Annotated in this window: 18 protein-coding genes and 5 tRNA genes; 7 read left to right on the top strand and 16 right to left on the bottom strand. The window is 59.2% G+C overall.

Annotation, left to right across the window (positions count from 1 at the left end):
* Positions 1 to 54: 54 nt before the first annotated feature.
* From AC1DIS_RS11170 to uvrB, 9 genes are all read right to left on the bottom strand, one after another.
* A complete protein-coding gene (locus AC1DIS_RS11170; protein WP_019582115.1) occupies positions 55 to 492 on the bottom strand; it encodes an acyl-CoA thioesterase in 438 nt (145 codons plus the stop codon).
* A 48-nt stretch (positions 493 to 540) separates the two neighbouring features.
* Complete coding sequence (locus AC1DIS_RS11165; RefSeq protein ID WP_018928104.1) at positions 541 to 1,374, bottom strand: alpha/beta fold hydrolase; 834 nt, start codon at positions 1,372 to 1,374, stop codon at positions 541 to 543.
* Positions 1,375 to 1,405: 31 nt separating this feature from the next.
* A complete protein-coding gene (locus tag AC1DIS_RS11160; RefSeq protein ID WP_019582113.1) occupies positions 1,406 to 1,945 on the bottom strand; it encodes a TetR/AcrR family transcriptional regulator in 540 nt (179 codons plus the stop codon).
* A gap of 182 nt (positions 1,946 to 2,127) precedes the next feature.
* A tRNA-Glu gene (locus tag AC1DIS_RS11155) sits at positions 2,128 to 2,203 on the bottom strand.
* Positions 2,204 to 2,283: 80 nt separating this feature from the next.
* Positions 2,284 to 2,359, bottom strand: a tRNA-Ala gene (locus AC1DIS_RS11150).
* 53 nt (positions 2,360 to 2,412) lie between these two features.
* Positions 2,413 to 2,488 (bottom strand) — tRNA-Glu (locus tag AC1DIS_RS11145).
* Between the two features lie 79 nt (positions 2,489 to 2,567).
* A tRNA-Ala gene (locus tag AC1DIS_RS11140) sits at positions 2,568 to 2,643 on the bottom strand.
* 189 nt (positions 2,644 to 2,832) lie between these two features.
* A complete protein-coding gene (gene gltX, locus AC1DIS_RS11135; RefSeq protein WP_477744430.1) occupies positions 2,833 to 4,314 on the bottom strand; it encodes a glutamate--tRNA ligase in 1,482 nt (493 codons plus the stop codon).
* A gap of 189 nt (positions 4,315 to 4,503) precedes the next feature.
* On the bottom strand, positions 4,504 to 6,519 hold the full coding sequence (gene uvrB, locus AC1DIS_RS11130) for an excinuclease ABC subunit UvrB (RefSeq protein ID WP_019582112.1): 2,016 nt from the start codon (positions 6,517 to 6,519) through the stop codon (positions 4,504 to 4,506).
* Between the two features lie 336 nt (positions 6,520 to 6,855).
* Between uvrB and AC1DIS_RS11125 the strand changes: the two genes are divergently transcribed.
* Positions 6,856 to 8,052: an amino acid aminotransferase gene (locus tag AC1DIS_RS11125; RefSeq protein ID WP_477780880.1), complete on the top strand. Its 1,197-nt coding sequence runs from the start codon at positions 6,856 to 6,858 to the stop codon at positions 8,050 to 8,052.
* 139 nt (positions 8,053 to 8,191) lie between these two features.
* Positions 8,192 to 8,392 carry a hypothetical protein gene (locus AC1DIS_RS11120; RefSeq protein ID WP_007935214.1) on the top strand — a complete coding sequence of 67 codons (201 nt, stop codon included), beginning with the start codon at positions 8,192 to 8,194 and terminating at the stop codon, positions 8,390 to 8,392.
* Here the strand turns inward: AC1DIS_RS11120 and AC1DIS_RS11115 are convergent.
* Positions 8,389 to 8,619 (bottom strand): hypothetical protein, encoded by a 231-nt coding sequence (locus tag AC1DIS_RS11115; RefSeq protein WP_018928109.1) that lies wholly within the window; start codon positions 8,617 to 8,619, stop codon positions 8,389 to 8,391. The genes AC1DIS_RS11120 and AC1DIS_RS11115 overlap by 4 nt on opposite strands.
* Before the next feature lie 227 nt (positions 8,620 to 8,846).
* On the opposite strand from AC1DIS_RS11115, the gene AC1DIS_RS11110 reads away from it, so the two are divergent.
* Positions 8,847 to 8,922: transfer RNA gene (locus tag AC1DIS_RS11110), tRNA-Asn, on the top strand.
* 103 nt (positions 8,923 to 9,025) lie between these two features.
* Here AC1DIS_RS11110 and AC1DIS_RS11105 read toward each other — a convergent pair.
* On the bottom strand, positions 9,026 to 10,543 hold the full coding sequence (locus tag AC1DIS_RS11105; RefSeq protein WP_026286581.1) for a nucleobase:cation symporter-2 family protein: 1,518 nt from the start codon (positions 10,541 to 10,543) through the stop codon (positions 9,026 to 9,028).
* A gap of 254 nt (positions 10,544 to 10,797) precedes the next feature.
* On the opposite strand from AC1DIS_RS11105, the gene AC1DIS_RS11100 reads away from it, so the two are divergent.
* Both AC1DIS_RS11100 and AC1DIS_RS11095 read left to right on the top strand, forming a co-directional pair.
* Positions 10,798 to 11,079: a BrnT family toxin gene (locus AC1DIS_RS11100; RefSeq protein ID WP_477744452.1), complete on the top strand. Its 282-nt coding sequence runs from the start codon at positions 10,798 to 10,800 to the stop codon at positions 11,077 to 11,079.
* A gap of 3 nt (positions 11,080 to 11,082) precedes the next feature.
* Positions 11,083 to 11,427, top strand: coding sequence for a BrnA antitoxin family protein (locus AC1DIS_RS11095; RefSeq protein WP_018928112.1), 345 nt, complete (start codon positions 11,083 to 11,085; stop codon positions 11,425 to 11,427).
* Between the two features lie 67 nt (positions 11,428 to 11,494).
* Here AC1DIS_RS11095 and AC1DIS_RS11090 read toward each other — a convergent pair whose 3' ends face one another.
* The 4 genes from AC1DIS_RS11090 to AC1DIS_RS11075 form a co-directional block, all read right to left on the bottom strand.
* Entirely contained in the window at positions 11,495 to 12,334 is an 840-nt protein-coding gene (locus AC1DIS_RS11090; protein ID WP_457326959.1) for an arylamine N-acetyltransferase family protein, read from the bottom strand.
* Positions 12,335 to 12,447: 113 nt separating this feature from the next.
* Positions 12,448 to 13,242: an exodeoxyribonuclease III gene (xth, locus tag AC1DIS_RS11085; protein WP_477744429.1), complete on the bottom strand. Its 795-nt coding sequence runs from the start codon at positions 13,240 to 13,242 to the stop codon at positions 12,448 to 12,450.
* 84 nt (positions 13,243 to 13,326) lie between these two features.
* Positions 13,327 to 15,912 (bottom strand): bifunctional diguanylate cyclase/phosphodiesterase, encoded by a 2,586-nt coding sequence (locus AC1DIS_RS11080; protein ID WP_477744428.1) that lies wholly within the window; start codon positions 15,910 to 15,912, stop codon positions 13,327 to 13,329.
* 188 nt (positions 15,913 to 16,100) lie between these two features.
* The gene (locus AC1DIS_RS11075) at positions 16,101 to 17,672 is read right to left on the bottom strand and encodes a sensor domain-containing diguanylate cyclase (protein ID WP_064616978.1); all 1,572 of its coding nucleotides are present in this window, start codon (positions 17,670 to 17,672) and stop codon (positions 16,101 to 16,103) included.
* A 194-nt stretch (positions 17,673 to 17,866) separates the two neighbouring features.
* Here AC1DIS_RS11075 and AC1DIS_RS11070 point away from each other — a divergent pair, with 194 nt between their 5' ends.
* Complete coding sequence (locus AC1DIS_RS11070) at positions 17,867 to 18,349, top strand: hypothetical protein (RefSeq protein WP_018928117.1); 483 nt, start codon at positions 17,867 to 17,869, stop codon at positions 18,347 to 18,349.
* Positions 18,350 to 18,352: 3 nt separating this feature from the next.
* Here AC1DIS_RS11070 and AC1DIS_RS11065 read toward each other — a convergent pair whose 3' ends face one another.
* Positions 18,353 to 20,104 (bottom strand): L,D-transpeptidase family protein, encoded by a 1,752-nt coding sequence (locus AC1DIS_RS11065; RefSeq protein ID WP_477744427.1) that lies wholly within the window; start codon positions 20,102 to 20,104, stop codon positions 18,353 to 18,355.
* A gap of 81 nt (positions 20,105 to 20,185) precedes the next feature.
* Between AC1DIS_RS11065 and AC1DIS_RS11060 the strand changes: the two genes are divergently transcribed.
* Positions 20,186 to 20,893, top strand: a complete 708-nt coding sequence (locus AC1DIS_RS11060) for a murein L,D-transpeptidase catalytic domain family protein (protein WP_018928119.1) — start codon at positions 20,186 to 20,188, stop codon at positions 20,891 to 20,893.
* Positions 20,894 to 20,947: the final 54 nt, after the last annotated feature.

The raw sequence follows: 20,947 nt of genomic DNA, 5'->3' as shown, positions 1-20,947 counted from the left end.
CGGCGTGCAGAAGGTATTTCGTCAGACCGGGCGGTGGCAAATGTGCGGACTGTGTCAGCTTGGAACTTGCAACGCCGAGCCATAGCCCTCGATGAATTCCGCCGGCATGCGCTTGGGCTTGCCGGTCGACAGTTCGATGCACACGAACGTGGTCTGCGCCCGCAGCAACGTCGAGTTGTCACTGGGGCGGATCAGCTGGAAGTGTCGGGTCATTCTCAGGCGCTGATCCCAATCGACGATCCAGGTCGCCAGCTGCAGCTCATCGCCTTCGTAGGCCGCCGCCAGGTAATCAATCTCGTGTCGCACCACCGCCATAGCCCGGTCCAGCCGCCGATACTCGACCAGGTCCAGACCCAGCCGCTGCGAGTGACGCCAGGCACAGCGCTCGAGCCAGGTCACGTACACCGCGTTGTTCGCGTGGCCCAACCCGTCGATGTCTTCGGCGCCCACTTCCAGATCAATGATAAACGGCGTTGCCCGATCCCAGCCCATGCCCCACTCCCGGTCAGATTATTTCGACCGGGGCAGTGTAACGGAAGCTCAGGCCGATTGGCGCGATTGCAGGCTGCGACCGGCCAGCAGCGAGAGCACGCCATCGATCACCCGCGGATCGGCCAGGACCCGCTGATGACCGCCCTCTTCCAGGCGCAACAAGCGACTGTCGAACCAGGCTTCGTGAATCAATTGGGACTCCTTGACCGAGACAAAGCTGTCGTCCTCGGCATGGACAATCAGGCCTGGCATGTCGAGCTGATAGTGCGCGACATCCAGCGCAGCAGCACGCATGCCAACGTCTTTTTCGACCTGACGAATGAACGCCGAACGGGCTTTGGGCGGCAGGCGTACATAGCGCGCAAAACCGCGCAGCACCCCAAGGATTCGCGCCGGGGCGGCGATCGAGACCAGGGTTTCGGTGCGCAAGCCCAACTGCACCGCGAGCATGGCGCTGGCGCCGCCCATCGAGTGACCGATTACCGCTTGCAGCGGCGGTAGTTCAGCAGCTGCTTCAAGCATCGCCCGGGCGAACAGCACCACATTGGCTTCGCGTCCAGGCGAGCGACCATGAGCCGGGCCGTCCAGGGCGACCACGGTGTAACCGGCATCGACCAGCGCCGTGATCAGCGCGGCAAACTGCGTTGGCCGGCCTTCCCAGCCGTGCATCAACAACACCGCCGGGCCCTGTCCCCAACGCAGCGCCGAGAGGCCGAAGCGCAAGGTGATCCGCTCGGATTTCGCCAGCAGCGGCAATTCCCAATCACGCGGCGGCAACTCCCGCGGGGTCATGAATGCCAGACGCATCTTGCTCGCCACCAGCTTCGGTGCGAACCAGCCCAAGGTGCCATTAACGCCACGAACCCAGCTCAACGTGTTCATCGCCCATCTCCTCAGGCTGGATGCCTTTAGGTCACAGCACCGCCGATTTGGCGGCGCGCAGCAATCGATCGGACAACTCTCCTGGCCCCAGCGCCCGCGCCAGCGCCAAACCACCCACCATCAAGGCGATGTCGGCCAAGACCTTGTCGATGTCTTCCGGGCTGGCTGCCAACTGCGCGACCATCAATTCAATATGTTCATTCAACGCCACGCGAAATTCGTCCGGCAGACGGCCCAGTTCACTGATCGACGCTGGAACCGGGCATGCCTGCTCGGTGGAATCACGGTGTTTGCGCGACAGGTAGAACGCTGCGACCAACGCGCGACGCTCTTCGCCGGTCAACTCGGCATCCATGTCGGCGATCAAGTCACGACGATGGCTGAGCAGCTGCTTGAACGCCTCCAGCATCAACGCGTCCTTGCTTTCGAAGTGCGCGTAGAAACCGCCGACCGTCAGGCCGGCCGCGCCCATCACTTCGCCCACGCTCGGCTCGGCCGGGCCGCGCTGGATCAGCGCTGCACTGGCAGCCTTGAGGATGCGTTCGCGGGTTTGAGCTTTTTTATCGTTCATCGTTGCCTCCGAATATTACGACTAGAATATTATTCTCATAATAATTTTCCGCAAGTCGTGGATGTGACCGCTGGTCTGAAGAACAGTGTTGGGGAAAAAGGAGATTTGGCCAAACGCCAGACAAACAAAAGGGCCATTCAATAATTGAATGACCCTTAAAAATCCCGCAAAGCGGGTAATCGTGGCGTCCCCTAGGGGACTCGAACCCCTGTTACCGCCGTGAAAGGGCGGTGTCCTAGGCCACTAGACGAAGGGGACGCAAACCCTTCTATACAACTGATCAGTGCTGAGAGCTGATCGATTCAAGGCCGGTGTGGCCAGACCTTGAACTGTAAAATTGGTGGAGCTAGACGGGATCGAACCGTCGACCTCTTGCATGCCATGCAAGCGCTCTCCCAGCTGAGCTATAGCCCCGGATTTTTCGCCTCGCGGCGGAGCGATATCTTGCAACATCGCTTCTGTAAAACTGGCGTCCCCTAGGGGACTCGAACCCCTGTTACCGCCGTGAAAGGGCGGTGTCCTAGGCCACTAGACGAAGGGGACGCAAACCCTTCTATACAACTGATCAACGCTGAGTGTTGATCGCTTCAAGGCCGGTGTGGCCAGACCTTGAAGTGTAAATTGGTGGAGCTAGACGGGATCGAACCGTCGACCTCTTGCATGCCATGCAAGCGCTCTCCCAGCTGAGCTATAGCCCCTCATCGCTGAGGACGGGGCGAATCTTAATGGCGCATCGGAAAGCTGTCAAACTTATTTTTCAAAAAATTTAAAATTTTTTGCCGACATAACAATCACTTACCGCCCTCCCCCCGTAAATTCGGGGGAAGCGCCGAAGATCAGGATCAAAAGATCGCGGCCTTCGGCAGCTCCTACTGAGTCAAACGCCGTCAGGCAATCGCGCCCAGRAGCTTTTCCCACTCTTTGTTTTCTTTCTTCGACACGCCGCCCAGCAGGTCAATGGCCTGGCGCAGACGGAAACGGGTCAGGTCCGGACCGAGGATTTCCATCGCGTCGAGTACCGATACCGAACTGGCCTGCCCGGTGATCGCAGCAAACATCAGCGGCATGGCGTCACGCAGCTTCAGCTCCAGGGATTCGACCACCGCCTGAATCGTTGCAGTGATGCTGTCCTTCTCCCACTGACGCAGGCTTTCCAGCTTCCACAGGATCAATTGCATCAACTGACGAACCTGATCGCCCGAGAGCTTCTTGGATTCGAACAGTTTAGCGTCCGGATTCACGCCACCAGCGAAGAAGAAGCCAGCCAGCGGTGCGACCTGGCTGAAGGTTTCAACCCGGCCCTGCACGTGCGGCGCGATCTTCATCATGTATTCAGGGTTCAGCGCCCACTTCTGCACGCGAGCGGCGAACTCTTCCACCGGCAGGTCACGCAGCCACTGGCCGTTGAGCCACGACAGTTTCTCGATGTCGAAAATCGGCCCGCCAAGCGAGACGCGGTTCAAGTCGAAGTTGTCGACCATTTCCTGCAAGGAGAACTTCTCGCGCTCGTCCGGCATCGACCAGCCCATGCGGCCCAAGTAGTTGAGCATCGCTTCCGGCATGAAGCCCATGCGCTCGTAGAACGTCACCGAGGTCGGGTTCTTGCGCTTGGACAGCTTGCTCTTGTCCGGGTTACGCAGCAGCGGCATGTAGCACAGCTGCGGCTGTTCCCAGCCGAAGTACTCGTACAGCAGGATCAGTTTCGGTGCCGAAGGCAGCCATTCTTCACCGCGCAGCACGTGGGTGATGCCCATCAGGTGGTCGTCGACCACGTTGGCCAGGAAGTACGTCGGCAGGCCGTCGGTCTTCATCAGCACTTGCATGTCCATGCGATCCCACGGGATCTCGACATCGCCACGCAGCATGTCCGGCACCACGCACACGCCTTCGGTCGGCACTTTCATGCGGATCACGTGGGGTTCGCCGGCAGCCAGGCGGCGCGCGACTTCTTCCTTGGACAGCAACAGCGCACGGCCGTCGTAACGCGGGGTCTCACCGCGGGCCATTTGCTCGGCGCGCATCTGGTCCAGTTCTTCAGCGGTGCAGAAGCACGGGAAGGCATGGCCCATGTCGACCAGTTGCTGGCAGTACTTCTGGTAGATATCGCCGCGCTCACTCTGACGGTAAGGACCGTGCGGGCCGCCGACATCCGGGCCTTCGCTCCAGTCGATACCCAACCAGCGCAGGGCGTCGAAAATCTGCTGTTCGGACTCGCGGGTCGAACGCAGTTGGTCGGTGTCTTCGATCCGCAGGATGAACTCACCGCCATGCTGCTTGGCAAAGCAGTAGTTGAACAAAGCGATGTAAGCGGTACCTACGTGGGGGTCCCCGGTAGGCGATGGCGCGATGCGAGTGCGGACGGTGGTCATGGCATGTCTCAAAAAGAATGAAAAGCGAAGATCAAACAAGGGGCGAATGGTAACAGGCGATAGCCGCCCGGCTCCAGTGAGTGCGGGATTTAAGCGCCGCAGGAGCTGCCAAGGCTGCGATCTTTTGACTTTGCCTGTAAAAACAAGATCAAAGGATCGCAGCCTTCGGCAGCTTCTACAGAGGGAGCGTCAAACCGCGATCAACCGCTCCCGCAGCTTGCCGATTTCGTCGCGCAGCTGCGCCGCGGCTTCGAACTCCAGGTCGCGGGCGAGCTGGTACATCTTCTCTTCCAGCTGACGAATGCGCTTGGTGATCTCGCTCGGCGAACGCAATTCGGCTTCGTATTTGGCGCTTTCCTCGGCAGCCTTGGCCATGCCTTTGCGCTTCTTGCTGCGCGAACCCGGCACAGTCGCGCCTTCCATAATGTCGGCGACGTCCTTGAACACCCCTTTGGGCGTAATGCCGTTGGCCAGGTTGAAGGCGATCTGCTTGTCGCGACGACGCTCGGTTTCGCCGATTGCCCGCTCCATGGAACCAGTAATCCGATCCGCATACAGAATCGCCCGGCCATTAAGGTTGCGTGCCGCCCGGCCAATGGTCTGGATCAGCGAGCGTTCGGAGCGCAGGAAACCCTCCTTGTCCGCATCAAGAATCGCCACCAGCGAGACTTCCGGCATGTCCAGGCCTTCACGCAGCAGGTTGATCCCCACCAGCACATCGAAGGTGCCGAGGCGCAAGTCACGGATGATCTCGACCCGCTCCACGGTGTCGATGTCCGAGTGCAGATAACGCACGCGCACGCCGTGATCGGCCAGGTAATCGGTCAAATCCTCGGACATGCGCTTGGTCAGCGTGGTCACCAGCACCCGCTCTTCCAGGGCTACGCGCTTGGTGATTTCCGAGAGCAAGTCGTCGACCTGAGTCAGCGCCGGACGGATTTCGATCTGCGGGTCCACCAGGCCAGTCGGGCGCACCACTTGCTCGACCACGCGCCCTGCGTGCTCCGCCTCGTAATTGCCCGGCGTGGCCGAGACAAATATTGTCTGCGGGCTGATGCCTTCGAACTCGTCGAAACGCATTGGCCGGTTATCCAGCGCCGATGGCAGGCGGAAGCCGTATTCCACCAGCGTTTCCTTACGGGACCGGTCGCCCTTATACATGGCACCGACCTGCGGCACGCTGACGTGGGATTCGTCGATCACCAGCAAGGCGTCGGCTGGCAGGTAGTCAAACAAGGTGGGCGGCGCCTCGCCGGATGCACGGCCCGACAGGTAGCGCGAGTAGTTTTCGATGCCGTTGCAGTAACCCAGCTCCAGAATCATCTCCAGGTCGAAACGGGTGCGTTGCTCCAGCCGCTGGGCTTCCACTAGTTTGTTGTTGGAGCGCAGGTATTCCAGGCGCTCCTGCAACTCGACCTTGATCCCCTCGACGGCGTCGAGCAGGGTTTCCCGAGGCGTCACGTAATGGCTCTTCGGATAGAAGGTGAAGCGCGGCAGCTTGCGGATGACTTCGCCCGTCAGCGGATCGAAGGCGGACAGGCTTTCCACCTCGTCATCGAACAGCTCGATGCGGATCGCCTCAAAATCGGATTCCGCCGGGTGGATATCAATCACATCGCCGCGCACCCGGAAAGTCGCCCGGGCGAAATCCACGTCGTTGCGGGTGTATTGCAGGTCGGCCAGGCGACGCAACAGCGCACGCTGGTCGAGCTTGTCGCCGCGATCCACGTGCAACACCATCTTCAAATAGGTTTCCGGGCTGCCCAGACCGTAGATGCACGACACCGTGGTGACGATGATTGCGTCTTTGCGTTCCAGCAGCGCTTTGGTCGCGGACAGGCGCATCTGCTCGATGTGGTCGTTGATCGAGGCGTCCTTCTCGATGAAGGTGTCGGACGACGGCACATAAGCTTCGGGCTGGTAGTAGTCGTAATAGGAGACGAAGTATTCAACGGCGTTGTTCGGGAAGAACGCCTTGAACTCGCCGTACAATTGCGCGGCCAGGGTCTTGTTCGGCGCCAGCACCAGCGTCGGGCGCTGCACTTGGGCGATCACGTTGGCGATGCTGAAGGTCTTGCCCGAGCCGGTCACACCGAGCAGCGTCTGGTGCGCCAGCCCGGCCTCGATGCCCTCGACCATCAGACGGATGGCTTCCGGCTGATCGCCGGCGGGCTCGAAGCGGGTGACTAGCTGGAATTCAGACATACATACCTCTGGTTCACTCTTGCCCGGTTAAGCCGGACAGGAACGAGAAAGACCGCAAACGACCGATGTCGCCCGAGGAAAAAACTGGATTGTGCTCAATGTGGAGCCGATTGCCATCCCTTTCAAGGCAAACGTCCTACATCGGGTAAAACCTTTGACGACGTCGCTCGACCAACGATCGAAAAATAATTGGAAAAACTTACCGTAAAAGCCGAATCGCCTGTCGCCATCAATCGCTGATGGCCTCTATACTAGCTCCCCGTTTGTGCACCGCTCTAGTGCATTCGGCTGGAGCGCGACACGTCCCTCCACACTCCATTCAGAGCCGCCGCAATAATGAGCCTGTTCTCCGCTGTCGAAATGGCACCACGCGATCCAATCCTGGGCCTCAACGAAGCATTCAATGCCGATACCCGTACCACCAAGGTCAACCTGGGGGTCGGTGTTTACTGCGACGAGCAAGGGCGAATCCCTCTCCTGCGCGCCGTTGTCGAAGCCGAGACGATTCGCGCCGCTCAACACGTTTCCCGTGGCTACTTGCCGATCGACGGCATCGCCGCCTACGACCAGGCCGTGCAGAAACTGCTGTTCGGCAATGACTCGCCACTGATCGCTGCTGGCCGGGTCATCACCACCCAGGCCGTCGGCGGTACTGGCGCGCTGAAAATCGGTGCCGATTTCCTCAAGCAACTGCTGCCGAACGCCGTCGTGGCGATCAGCGACCCGAGCTGGGAAAACCACCGCGCACTGTTCGAAACCGCCGGTTTCCCAGTACAGAACTATCGCTACTATGACGCCGCCACCCACGACGTTAACCGCGCCGRCCTGCTGGAAGACCTGAACGCCCTGCCGTCCGGCTCCATCGTTGTGCTGCACGCTTGCTGCCACAACCCGACTGGCGTCGACTTGAGCCCGGCGGACTGGAAAAACGTGCTGGACGTGGTGAAAGCCAAAGGTCACATTCCATTCCTCGACATGGCCTACCAGGGCTTTGGCGACGGTATCGATGAAGACGCTGCCGCTGTGCGCCTGTTCGCCGAATCGAACCTGACCTTCTTCGTTTCCAGCTCGTTCTCCAAATCCTTCTCGCTGTACGGCGAGCGCGTTGGCGCCCTGTCGATCGTCAGCGAATCGAAAGAAGAAAGCGCGCGCGTGCTGTCGCAAGTCAAACGCGTGATCCGCACCAACTACTCCAACCCGCCGACCCACGGTGCAAGCATCGTCGCCGCTGTGCTGAACAGCCCGGTATTGCGTGCCCAGTGGGAAGAAGAACTGGCAGAAATGCGTCTGCGGATTCGCGGCATGCGCACCCAGATGGTCGACCTGCTGGCGAAAAACGCTCCACAGCGCGATTTCAGCTTCGTCGGTCGCCAGCGCGGCATGTTCTCCTACTCCGGCCTGACGGTTGAGCAAGTGACCCGTCTGCGCAACGAGTTCGGCATCTACGCCCTGGACACCGGCCGCATCTGCGTTGCCGCGCTGAACCAGAGCAACATCGACGCCGTGACCAAGGCCATCGTTCAGGTGATCTGAGTCGTCGCGTGACATGAAAACGGGAAGCCAAAATGGCTTCCCGTTTTTTATTGGCCTCAGATAAATCTCAAAGCAGCCGCTGCGCCCTTTAAACTCCCACAGGCTTTATGTACACCCGAGAATTCTTGCGAGAACCCACATGAAAAACGACGACCTACGCGCCGACCGCGATGAACTGGACCACTTCGTGCCCCGCTCCTCGGCCAAACGCGGTAATAACCTGGTGCTGCAAGTGGCCGCGGGCGTGTTCCTTGGCGGCCTGGCCTTGTGGCTGGTGCAACTGGCCGCCACGATGCTGTATGCCAAGCTGATGCTCGGCACTATCACTTTTGGCGGTTAGGCCAATTCGCTCGCACGCTGGCTGGCCGCGTCGTCATAGGCGACATAAAGCGACTCGGCCACCTGACTTTTGATCGCCTTGGTGCTTTCCAGGCCCAGGACAAAACCTTCGGCCTTGCCGCCTGCGCGGTTCAGTTCTTCAGCGGTGCTGGCCTGAGTGATTGCGTCGAACAGTTTCTCGGCGTGCGGGCCGACACCTTTGGGCAAGCTGATCTGAGCGATGCTCATGGGAACACCCCACTGTTTCGGGGTGTGAAGGCTGGGTGATTCATGGCGCATACCTTTTCGGCTGAGGGCCGGCAGCGCGTGTCACCACTTCCGGGCAGCCATGGTAGACCTCTCCCGCGCTTCTGGTAACCGCCGATGGCCGATAAACCTCCCTCTGATCCGATGAAAACATCAAATTGCCAACAGAGGCTTGACTTCTCTTTTTGAATCAGTAACATACACGCCATTCCGCGATAGCTCAGTTGGTAGAGCAAGTGACTGTTAATCACTGGGTCCCTGGTTCGAGTCCAGGTCGTGGAGCCAGACAGCAAAACCGAAAAGCCCCTGAATCGAAAGATTCAGGGGCTTTTTTGTGCTTGCCATAAAGTCAAAAGATCGCAGACCGCAATCTTTTGACTATCTATCTTTAGACATGCTCACTGCTTTTCGCATGCACCGCCCGTAAATCGGCGTGCCCATGGTCCATCTCCACCACCGGAATCTCATTCCCGTCGCAGTCGCGCAGTTTACCTTCGCTGAAGTAGTCCCCTTCCCGCAGCGCCGCCAGGTCTTGATAACGCAGGACTCGTTCAGTACCGGCGGCAAATACCGATTGCTGGTCCGAGTTGCCGGCCGTGAGGTGGTTGAAGGTCAGGTTCAGCACGATGGCCATGATCGCCGAGGAGCTGATGCCCGAGTGGAAGATCGTCGAGAACCAGCTGGGAAAGTGGTCGTAGAAGTTCGGGGCGGCGATGGGGATCATGCCGAAACCGATGGAAGTGGCGACGATGATCAGGTTGACGTTGTTGCGGTAGTCGACCTTGGACAGCGTCCGAATGCCGCTGGCGGCGACGGTACCGAACAGCACGATGCCGGCGCCACCAAGTACGGAGGTTGGCACGGCGGCGATGACCCGTCCCATGAACGGCAGCAACCCAAGCACCACCAGAAACACACCACCGGTGGCCACCACGAAACGGCTCTTGATCCCGGTGACCGCCACCAGCCCGACGTTCTGGGCGAAGGCGCTCTGAGTGAAGGAGCCGAAGATTGGCGCGATCATGCTCGACAGCATGTCTGCACGCAAACCGTTGCCCAGGCGTTTTGAGTCGACCTTGGTGCCGATGATTTCACCGACGGCGAGGATATCGGCCGAGGTTTCCACCAGGGTCACCATGATCACGATGCACATCGACAGGATCGCGGCGAAGTGGAAGGTCGGCATGCCGAAATGGAACGGCGCCGGAAAGCCGAACATCGGTCCTTGGGTAACGGACGAGAAATCCGCCATGCCGAGGAACACAGCGATGACCGTGCCGATGACCATCGCCAGGAGGATCGACAAACGGGAAATGGTCGCGCTGCCGATCTTGCTCAATAGCAACACCAGCACCAGCGTCATCGCCGCCAGACCGATGTTCGCCATGCTGCCGAAATCCGGCGCATGGCTGTTGCCACCCATGGCCCAGCGCGCGGCCACCGGCATCAGCGTCAAGCCGATAGTGGTGATCACAATGCCCGTCACCAGCGGTGGAAAGAACTTGGTAATCCTTGAGAACACCGGCGTGATCAGCAAACCGATCAACGACGCGGCAATCACCGCCCCGAGAATCGACTGAAAGCCACCCTCCCCGCCACTGCTGACTATCGCGACCATGGTCGCAACGCCGGAGAACGACACGCCCTGCACCAGCGGCAACTGACAACCGAAAAACGGCAAACCCAGGGTTTGCAGCAATGTCGCCAGCCCCCCTGCAAACAATGAAGCAGCAATCAACAAACCGATGTCTGCCGGCGAGAGCCCGGCCGCCTGGCCGATGATCAAAGGCACCGCGACGATACCGCCGTACATGGTCAGAACGTGTTGCAGGCCATAAGCCATATTCGCGCCGATCCCAAGGTTTTCGTCCTCGGGCCGTTGGTGTGAAACATGGGGCGTTTTCATGGTTGGGGGGTTCCCTGGTTTTTGTTATGCGCACACTGTATTCAATACTCAGGACAACTGTCTATAGAGCTGTATACAACTGCCCAGTCAGATTATGGACACTTGTCCACGCCACCCTTTGGCCATAGCGCCTCCAACCCCAAACGTCTTGAAATACATCCCTGCGCCCCTATCCCTCCTCACCGCTAATCTTTTGCTTTCCAAGCGACCGCCAGCACGGACGCCTCCTCGCTTATACATATAAAGTATGCATAATAAAGTCATTCGAGATTCAGTATCACAGGGCAAAGAACGCGGCCAACAAACTAAAACATCAAGGCATCAGCCTCGCAGAGACAGAACCGGTGTTTTATGACGAACGAGCCCTGACTTTTCAGGACAACCATCATGATGAGCAGCGGTGGATCATCATGGGGCTGGATGCCAAAGGTCGCTTGCTGGTCGTTGCGTACACCTGGCGCGACCCGAATTTCGTGCGAATCATTTCCGCACGCATCGCCACCAAAGGCGAGCGTCGCCACTATTTGGAGGCTTGAACGATGAAAGACGAATACGACTTCAGCAACGCCAAGCGTGGAGCAATTGCCACAAGCAAAGGCAAGACCCGAATCACCATCATGCTCGACGATGTCGTCATAGAGGCTGCACGCGCTCTGGCAGAAAACGAGGGGTATGGCTACCAGACAGTGATCAACAATACTTTGCGCCAGGTGTTGCTCAGCGATAAAGGTAAAGCGGCGAAGCCCGATGAGAACGCCGCAGGTACAAACGTCGGGCATTTCAAAAAAGGCATAACCGCCTCGGAGCTGAAAAGCCTGGAGAAAAAATTGTCAGAGGCCCTCAGCGAAATCCATCACGTGATGGAGCTAGAAGTTCGTTCCTAGACACAAACCGCTTGAGTCGGCCAAATAAAAAAGGGCGGATTGATCAGATCCGCCCTTCGCGTGGTGCTCAGTTTGCCTGCGGCACCGGCTCGATCAACCGCTCCAGCACCGGCTCCAACGCCTCCTTCGCTGGCACCCGAATGTCGAACTCACGTTCCAGCAACCCGATCAACTCATCCACATCCGTCACCTGCCGCCGCTCGCTCTCACTGCCCAAGCGGTGAATGGCAAAACTGCCATTGTTCAGCGTGCGTCGCCATCCCTCCCCCGTCCGCGCCACCATCAATTGTTTGACGAAGGGCGATTCAGGATGAGCCGAGACGTACCAGTTACCGAGGGTGTAATCGATGTCTTCCTGACGTTGCAGATCGAAGATGTACATCGCCCGCCATTCACCGCCGACGTTGGCACGCAGGGTGTAACCGTCTGCATGCTGTTCGATGCGATAGGGTTCGTGGGGAGTGAGCTGTTCGTCCTCGGTGTCGAGGATCAGCGGTGCGGTGGGCACCATGCCGCCGAAGCCGACGTCGGTGATGTAGCGCACGCCGTCAAGGATCACCAGGCTCAAGCGGTGAGTGCGTGCGGTCCATGCGCCTTCGGGCTGGTTCATGACCACGCGACCGGTGATGCCGCGCGCCTCGAAACCCAGCGTCTGCAGCAAGGCCAGGAACAGGTTGTTGAGTTCGTAGCAGTAACCGCCACGGCCGTCGTGCAGGACTTTCTGCTCGATGGACGGCAGGTCGATGAGTACCGGTTGCCCTAACAGCGTGGTGAGGTTTTCGAACGGAAAAGCACCGGTGTGGCGCAACTGCAATTGACGCAGGGTTTCCAGGGTCGGCGCCGGGGGCGCGTCGAAACCCAGGCGTTGCAGGTACAGCGCAAGATTTGTCAGTCGTGGTTCGCTCATCGCTCAATCCTTATGCATGGAGCCCGCGGATCGCTCCGCCGATGGCCGCCATGTATAAGGGAAAAAGTGCTCGGGCCGATAATTGATTTCGCCAATCGCCGCTCACGCCAAAACTATCGCCGTTTGCGTGAACCCAATCGAATCCACGTCGGCGCGTGATCGCTGGCATGAGACTCGTTGCGAACCCAGGCGTCGACGCCGGCCTCTCGCAGATAAGGACTCGCTGCCTGATTGAGCAGCAGATGATCGATGCGCAGTCCCGAGTTTTTCTGCCAGTGCTGCCGGAAGTAGTCCCAGAAGGTGTAGATCCGCTCCTCTGGATACAGATGGCGCAGGGAATCAGTCCAGCCCTGATCCAGCAGACGCTGATAACACGCACGACTCTCGGGTTGCAGCAGCGCGTCCTTGAGCCAGGAGCGTGGGTTGTAGATGTCCATATCGGTGGGCACCACGTTGTAGTCGCCGGCCAGCACCACCGGATGGTCGCTGCCTTGCAGGTCCTTGGCGTACGAGATCAGCCGCTCGAACCACGCCAGTTTGTAATCGAACTTCGGCCCCGGCTGCGGATTGCCGTTGGGCAAGTACAAACACCCCACCAGAACCCCGTGCACGGCCGCTTCGATGTAGCGGCTATGGGTGTCACTGTCATCGCCCGGCAGACCACGCCGACGCTCCAGCGGTTGCGCATCGCGCGCCAGAATCGCCACCCCGTTCCACGCCGCCTGGCCCTGCCAGATAGCGCCATAACCGGCCGCCTCCAGCTCAGCGGCAGGGAATGCCCCGTCCACCGATTTGAGTTCCTGCAGGCAGGCGATGTCTGGCTGCTCCCGCGCCAGCCACGCCAGTAGATTGGGCAGGCGTGCACGCATGCCGTTGACGTTGAAGGTGGCGATTTTCAGGTTGTTCATGGTCCGATGCTCGCAACGGATGGGCGGTATCCAATTGTGACCGGGGGGCGCCACGGCAGTTGCCGTGGCGTACGTAACAGGCGACTAAAGGTGCGCGCCCTGCTGCGCAAAGTCTTCCTGCGAGGCCTTGAGCAAAGGCAGCAGTGCAGACCTGTCCACCGGACGACTGAGGTAAAACCCCTGCACTTCATGGCACTGATCCGAGATCAGGAAGTCCAGTTGCTCCAGCGTCTCGACACCTTCGGCAGTCACCGTCAGGCCCATCGCCTTGCCCAGGTTGATGATCGCCTGTACCACGGCGCGATCATTGCTGCCGCTGCTCATGGACGAAATAAAGCGTTTGTCGATCTTGATCCCGTCGAACGGATACGTGCGCAAGTAACCCAGCGAGGAATAACCGGTGCCGAAGTCGTCCATGTTCAGGCGCACGCCCAACTCCTTGAGCGCATTCATGGTCGCCAAGGCGCCATCGACGTCGATGAGCATCACGTTTTCAGTGATCTCCAGCTCCAGCCGACTGGCGGGCAAGCGGGTCTGGATCAACGCTTCGCGCACGTCCTCGATCACATCGCTACGGGCGAATTGAACCGGTGACAGGTTGACCGACACCATCATCGCACCGGGCCAGGTCAGAGCGGTCTCGCACGCCTCGCGTAGCACCCAGCGGCCCAATGGCACGATCAGATCGGTTTGCTCGGCCAGCGGGATAAACGCGTCGGGACTCAACAAGCCTTGCACTGGATGCTGCCAGCGCAGCAGCGCTTCGACCGAGACGATGCGCTTGCCATCGACGTGATAACGCGGCTGGTAATGCATCACGAATTCGTTGTTCTTGATCGCCCGACGCAGGTCGGTTTCCAGTTGCCGGCGATGCTGGATCTGATCGTTCATGTGCGCGGCAAAATAGCACCAGGTCTTCTTGCCATCGGATTTGGCCTGATACAACGCGATATCGGCACACCGAATCAGCTCCTGTGGAATATGCCCCTGGCGCCGACTCAAGGCGATACCGATGCTCGCGCCGATGTGCAGCGAGTGATGGTCGTAGTGAATCGGCTGATGCAGGCTGTCGAGCAAGCGCTCGCAAAACCGGTCGATTTCCGCGTGGCTGTCCATGCCATGGAGCACCAGCACGAACTCGTCGCCCCCCAGTCGGGCGACCAGATCAATTTCTCGTGTGCACTCGCGCAAACGGGTGGCGACTTCCAGCAATACTGCATCGCCGGCCGGGTGGCCGAGGGAATCGTTGATCGGCTTGAAGTTATCCAGGTCGATCATCAACAACGTCAGCGCCGTCGACTGCTCTTTCAGTGCCAGCGCCTCATCGAGAAAACGCGCCAGTTTGTTGCGGTTCGGCAGGCCGGTCAGGGCATCGTGCAACGACAGATGCTGGATCTGCGCATGGGCAGCGACTTCGTCGGTGATGTCGCTGGCCGTTCCGCGATAGCCCAGCACTGCGCCCTTGCGCTGGATCGGCCGTGCCGACACCCGACAGACCCGCTGTTGCCCCGATTGATCGCGGTAGGAACAGCGCAAATGGCTGACGGCTTGCTCTTCATCGAGTTTGTTCAGCCACAGCGACAACGGCGTCGTATCGCAATTGAGCAATTGCCCGATGTTCTGTCCCAGCCACTGCTGATCGGAGAACCCGGTGACGGTGCTGAAGCGTCCCGACAGATAAGTGATGCAATGCTGGTCGTCGATTTCCCAGATCCAGTCGGACGCGGCCTCGGCTACCGCACGAAAACGCTCTTCACTGGCCTCCAGTGCCTGGTTCGACAAATCGAGGCTGGTGTAACTGGCATCCACATGCCCGGACGTGCGCAGGACATAGCGAAAGAAATAAGCGGTCAACAACGCCAGAACCAGCAGCGCCCCGCCCAGTGGCGGCAGCAGTGACCAAAGCAATTGATGACCCGGCCGCTGGAGCCGGGAGACCAGACTGTAACCGGTGCCAGCGAGGGCAATAGCGGGCTGACCGGGAGCGATGACGTTGTCGGGCGTCAGGCTCAAGTCGTGCAAACCGTAATCGACGCTCAAGGCGCTGAGCTTTTCAGGGTTCAGCTGGTCAACGTATATAAGCACCGAAGTGCTTTTGGGATCGACCGCCGGGCGTTCGTCATTGGGCACAATCGCGGCGGCCGACAGCAGCGCGGGTTTGCCCTCGAACAAGGTGTAGTGGCTGACGGGTTTGATGAGGTTCTCCTGACCCTGAACCTCGTCAATGAGCGTCGCGATCGAGGTCGACAGATAGGCCGCCGCCTCGTCCTGCACCTGAAGCCCACGCACCACGGCGTATTTTGTTCGCTGGGGATCGACCACGAAAACACCCTCGTAGTGGTCCATGGTGAACAGGGTCTTACCCAGGTTCTGCTCGACGTAGGCCCATTCCACATCGACCTCGCCGTTCAGGTGATCATAGGCCGACGTCCAGTTGGCATAACTGGCAATGTAGTTTTTCGTGGAGGTAATGCGGTTTTCCAGCGCGCGCTGGGTATAAAACGTGGTCTTGGCCAGATCCTCGGCATCGAGCCGCCCGGCAATACTGAACAGGGCGATCAGCGCGATCAGCACCCCAACCACAAACAACAGACCGACCACCAACATCAGGTTGCGGGTAATCGGGGTATGGCGCGCAGGTGCAGCGGTGGTAACGGCAGACAAATCCATGCACTTGATCCTGTCAATCGATTGCTCGATCGGAATGAGACCGTTGGGCCGGTCGGTCAGGTGTGACAGCCAGGCTCTCTGCACTGACCATAGCAGGCATGCCCGATCATCGCTCCTGGATAACGCAAGTCATTGCCGCACTTGAAGAACCGGTCACAAGAACCATTGCCCATCGATGGTCGCAAGCGTCATCGATCCGAGCGCATCAGCGCCTCGACGCCCCCTTCCATCGACAACACCGCCGAGCGATTTCGCCCTGAATGCTTGGCCTGGTACAGCGCCGCATCCGCGCGCTTGATCAACACTTCGGTGCTGTCGTGCGCCGTCGGCACAAACGAATAACAGCCAAGACTGACCGTCAGATAGCCCGTGGGCGAACCGCTGTGGGTGATGTTTTTGTCCATGACGCTGCGGCGGATTTGCTCGGCGATCGTCAGTGCTCCATGAATGTCGGTGTCCGGCAGCAACACCGCGAACTCTTCACCGCCGTAGCGCACCGCCAGATCGGCTTTGCGGTGACAGCAACTCTTCAGGGCCCGCGCCACTTCAGCCAGGCAATGGTCCCCGGCCACATGACCGTAAGTGTCGTTGTAGCGCTTGAAGTAATCGATATCGAGCATGATCAGGCCCAGCGAGCTCGACCGCCGGGCACCGCGCCCGAACTCTTTCTCCAGCGCCCGTTCGAACAAGCGGCGGTTGGCCAACCCGGTCAGGCTGTCGTGGGTGGCGATCAGCTCCAGGGTTTTCTGCGCCTCGCGCAAATCCGCCTCGATGCGCTCGCCCGCGCGAACCTGATGAATGAACACCCAACCGAACAACCCCACGCCGAGGACAACCAGAGCGACGATCACACCGGATTGAATCGCCGTGTCGTACCAGTCCTTGAGGACCGCGTCTTTGGAGGATGCCGCCGCGACCACCACCGGATAGGCATCGAGCTGACGATAGCCATACAGCCGAGGGATGCCATCCACCACTGAGTCGATCATGGCGTTGCCGGACGTGGCGTTGGGCAAGAGTTTCTGAAAAATCTCGCCCTTAGCCAATGACCTGCCGATCTGCGATTCCACAAACGGCCGCCGCGCCAGCAGTGTTCCATCGGTCAATGCCAAAAACATCGCGCCGTTGTCGTCGAGGCTGAAGCTTTTGAAGAACTGATCGAAGTACGACATCTTGATCCCGGCCAGCAACACACCCTGGAAATGACCGCTCTGATCGTTTATCCGCCTGGAAACCGGAATGATCCACTCGCCATTTTCCCGACTACGAATGGCCGGGCCGATGTGCGCCAGGGTTGAGATGTTTTGCTGGTGAAACCTGAAATACTCGCGATCCGCCACACCAGCCCCGCGGGGTAGATCCTCGAACGACGTCACGGCCCATTGCCCCTGCCTGTCGAACAGAAATATCCCGTGCAACTGATGCAGCGCCTGCACCCGCCGGGCGAAGGTTTTCTGCAGGCGTGGCGTCTGGGCAGCGTCGAAACCTTCAGCCTGAATCCAGTCCACCAGACTGGTCAGTACCAGATCGGCCTTCATGAACGTGTCTTCGGCCTGCTGCGCCATGGCCCGGGTCAGGTTCGACGACGACACCTCGGCCAACGCCAGGTCATGCCGACGCGACTGCTCCAGTTGCAGGTAAAGCAGCCCACAGAGACAAAGGCATACCGCCGCAATGAACAGCACCGCAGCCTTGAGCAAAGGCAGTCGCTTCAAGGCACCGCCGGACGCGTGCTGCGGATCGTGAATGGGGATAGGCAAAAGTGAGTCCTGGAAAAGGGTAAGACATGAGCAACGGCCCAAAGCCCCTATTTTTTTGAGCGTAGTCTACGGGGTTGTGCGGGATAAACAGAGGATTGAGGGATAAATGGTTGTGTTTTAATTCCATGACGCAAGGCAAAACCACATGACCTTGAAGAAGCTACGATTAACTGACATCACGACAGGAAATCGAAATGAGTAAGGTAGACGAGCTCGCCGCGAAGCTTAAACAATCCCGGCAAACCAGTGCCGACGCGACCATCGCCGATCAAGCCATCGACAGCTGGCCCGCCCAGGTCTACGAGCTGTATCACCAGATCGAAGCCTGGCTGCAACCACTGATCGAGGTGGGCCTGAAGCTGCGACGCAATTCCACCCATGTATTCGAGAGTGCGCCGGACGGCGCGACTTACGATTACGCCATCGACCAACTGCTGATCGAAGGCAACCACCACGGCATCACCTTCGATCCCGTCGCGCGCTTCACCGTCGACGGTGCCGGGCGGATCGAAATCCACTCGACAGGCAAGGAACTCGCCTTGTTACGAACCGTGAACGAACACGGCGAGACGCAGTGGTGGCTCCAGGCGAGCGAACAATCCGGACAACAACCGGATGCGATCGCGCTGACGGAACACAATTTGCTGCTGGCCGTGCAGGAAGGCTTGGGGCTTTAAGGCCTACAAATTGCTCTGCTCCGCCGCTACCGAGGGAGGCGCCGCTCGCCTCCCGTCCAGCGCCGGCCGCTCCGAAGGCAGATTCAACGCCCGCAGTACCGGGGAGTCATAGCCATACACATCGGGCTTGAATGTCACGCGTCCATCAAGACTCAGGTCCACCGTCCAGTAGGCCAACAGCACCGGCACTTTCACCGGGAGCCTGATGTTCTCTGTCTTGCCGTTGGCTAACTGTTTTTGAATCCCTTCGCTGTTCCAGTGAACCGGATCGTTGAACAACAGCTCCACCAATTGCAGCGGGTTTTCTACCCGAATACAGCCGGAGCTGGTCGCGCGATTGGATTTCGCGAACAAATCTCGATGCGGCGTGTCGTGCAGATAAATCGAATACTCATTGGGAAAACGAATCACTACCTGCCCCAGCGAGTTATCCAACCCCGCATCCTGCCGCAAGGTGAGACCGCGCGGGTTGTCCCAATCGACAGTGGACGGATCAAGCACATTGCCATCTCGATCGATCACGCGAATCCGGCTTGCCTCAAGGTAACCAGGATTGTCGCGAATCTTCGGAAGCATGTCCTTGAGCAGAATCGTCGGTGGTACGGTCCAGGTGGGGTTGAACGTGACGTAGGTGATCGCGGATTGAAAAATCGGCGTGCTGCGAAACGGTTTACCGACCTGCACCCGTGAGCGCCAGATCGGTTTGCCATCGCGATAGAACGCGACTTTATACCCGGCGATATCGACCACGACGAAGGTGCCCTGAAGTTTGTACAGCAGCCATCGCGCCCGCTCCATGTTCACCCGCACCTGATCGATTCGCGCCTCGACCGGTACATTCAGCTCCGTGAGTGTCGCCGGCCCCGCTACACCGTCCGCCCCAAGGTATTGCTCAGTCTGAAACTTCTTCACCGCCGCGGTGACGGCGTCGTCGTAGTCGGTGCGAGCAGTTCCTTGCGCGGCGAGATAACCGCCCGCCGCCAAACGCGTACGCAGTAGAGCAACCGAGGCGTCGTCCATGCCGGGCCTGAGCGTCTGCCCTTCCGGGATCTTTGGCCAGCCACCCCGATCACGAACCTTGCGCAGTTGCGCCAGGCCATGGCGCAACGTGCCGTAAACCGCTTCTTGGGGCGGCGCCTGGGCAAAGGCGCGCGCAATGTCATGGCTATCGAGGGCGGCAAAAAACTTATTGACGTCCTCCCGAGGATCGACGCCAGCGGGGTCGAAGTTCCAGTGGATGTCCAACCGCGAAGGGTCGACCTTGCCGCGCCGCAACTGCAGCAGCGCCGTGATGAACGTCCGGGTGGCGGAGATATCAAAGGCTGCCCGTTGCCCGGGGGTTGGGGAGGTTGTCTGCATCAGCGTGTGGGCCTCGGCCAACTCGGCGATCCGGAAATCCGCGGGGTTCAGGCCATCGGCCTGGGTATCACCCAAGCTTTTCAACAACTGGGCGACATCGTCATCGTCCGTCCAGGCGGCGCGATAGCCACGATGGCTATAAAAATCCAGCACGACTCGGTTCACATCGACCCGTTGATGACGCGGCGAGGTGAGCAGCGGCGGAAACGCCGAACTCAATGGCGCCAACTCCGCCTGAATCGCTTGGCCGACATAATCACCGGGAGCCGCTTCAGCCACAGTGCTAACGGGAGATGCCGGCTCAATCGGCGAAGTTTGCGCGATCGCAGTGCCGCTTATCAGAAAGCCCATAAAAAATATGCGGCTTATGACGAATAACCTTGTTAACTGCCCCATGGATAATCCTTAATCTTCCGTTTTCAACCGGCTAGCGTCGTGCGCGCTGCTAGACTCGAAATATTCAGATGAGACTTGCATATGGCCCCACACCGCTTTGGCTGCTTAATGACGGCCCTGCTGCTGACTGCTTTTTTTTCATTACCGGCAGCCTACGCCGATTCGCTTGAAGCTGCCTTGGTCAAAGCGGCCCCCGATGCCAACGCCAAAGTCATTGCCCTGGCCGTTCGCGCCTCCCAATGCAGCCGGGCCCAAGGCACGTCCCCGGTGCAGAGACTCGCAGTGATCGATTATTCCCTGCCCTCGACGGTGCAACGTCTTTGGGTATTCGACCTTAAACAACGCAAATTGTTGTTCCATGAACTGGTCGCCCACGGTCGCAACAGTGGCGAGAACATGGCCAGCCAATTCTCCAATCAGAATGCCAGCTACGCCACCAGCCTGGGCTTGTACCGTACCCAATCCAGCTATGTCGGGCAGAACGGTTATTCCCTGCGCATGGAAGGTCTGGAACCGGGTTTTAACGACAACGCCTTCGAACGGGCGATCGTCATTCACGGCGCGCCTTACGTCAGCCCTGCCCTGGCGCGGGCCAATGGCCGGATTGGCAGAAGTCTCGGCTGCCCTGCAGTGAGGCCTGCGATTGCACATCGGCTGATCGACTCGATGAAGGATGGGCAGTTGTTATTTTCTTACTACCCGGATCAGCGTTGGTTGAAGTCTTCTTCGTATATCAATTGCGGTAACGCCACCGTGGCGGATTCGTCCAGGTCCAATAGCAGTCCTTGAACACCGCGTGAAACTGTCAAAACTGTAATCTTGGCCTCRGCCTGCTGAAAGGCA

It is taken from the genome of Pseudomonas sp. 05N433 (genome assembly GCF_056396925.1).
The sequence above is the reverse complement of the archived record's forward strand: the minus strand, read 5'-3'. Positions and strand labels throughout refer to the sequence as shown.

Coding starts and splice junctions, on each gene's coding strand:
- AC1DIS_RS11170 (WP_019582115.1), bottom strand. CDS start 492: ATGGGCTGGGATCGGGCAACGCCGTTTATCATTGATCTGGAAGTGGGC.
- AC1DIS_RS11165 (WP_018928104.1), bottom strand. CDS start 1,374: ATGAACACGTTGAGCTGGGTTCGTGGCGTTAATGGCACCTTGGGCTGG.
- AC1DIS_RS11160 (WP_019582113.1), bottom strand. CDS start 1,945: ATGAACGATAAAAAAGCTCAAACCCGCGAACGCATCCTCAAGGCTGCC.
- uvrB (WP_019582112.1), bottom strand. CDS start 6,519: ATGTCTGAATTCCAGCTAGTCACCCGCTTCGAGCCCGCCGGCGATCAG.
- AC1DIS_RS11120 (WP_007935214.1), top strand. CDS start 8,192: ATGAAAAACGACGACCTACGCGCCGACCGCGATGAACTGGACCACTTC.
- AC1DIS_RS11115 (WP_018928109.1), bottom strand. CDS start 8,619: ATGAGCATCGCTCAGATCAGCTTGCCCAAAGGTGTCGGCCCGCACGCC.
- AC1DIS_RS11105 (WP_026286581.1), bottom strand. CDS start 10,543: ATGAAAACGCCCCATGTTTCACACCAACGGCCCGAGGACGAAAACCTT.
- AC1DIS_RS11095 (WP_018928112.1), top strand. CDS start 11,083: ATGAAAGACGAATACGACTTCAGCAACGCCAAGCGTGGAGCAATTGCC.
- AC1DIS_RS11090 (WP_457326959.1), bottom strand. CDS start 12,334: ATGAGCGAACCACGACTGACAAATCTTGCGCTGTACCTGCAACGCCTG.
- xth (WP_477744429.1), bottom strand. CDS start 13,242: ATGAACAACCTGAAAATCGCCACCTTCAACGTCAACGGCATGCGTGCA.
- AC1DIS_RS11080 (WP_477744428.1), bottom strand. CDS start 15,912: ATGGATTTGTCTGCCGTTACCACCGCTGCACCTGCGCGCCATACCCCG.
- AC1DIS_RS11070 (WP_018928117.1), top strand. CDS start 17,867: ATGAGTAAGGTAGACGAGCTCGCCGCGAAGCTTAAACAATCCCGGCAA.
- AC1DIS_RS11065 (WP_477744427.1), bottom strand. CDS start 20,104: ATGGGGCAGTTAACAAGGTTATTCGTCATAAGCCGCATATTTTTTATG.
- AC1DIS_RS11060 (WP_018928119.1), top strand. CDS start 20,186: ATGGCCCCACACCGCTTTGGCTGCTTAATGACGGCCCTGCTGCTGACT.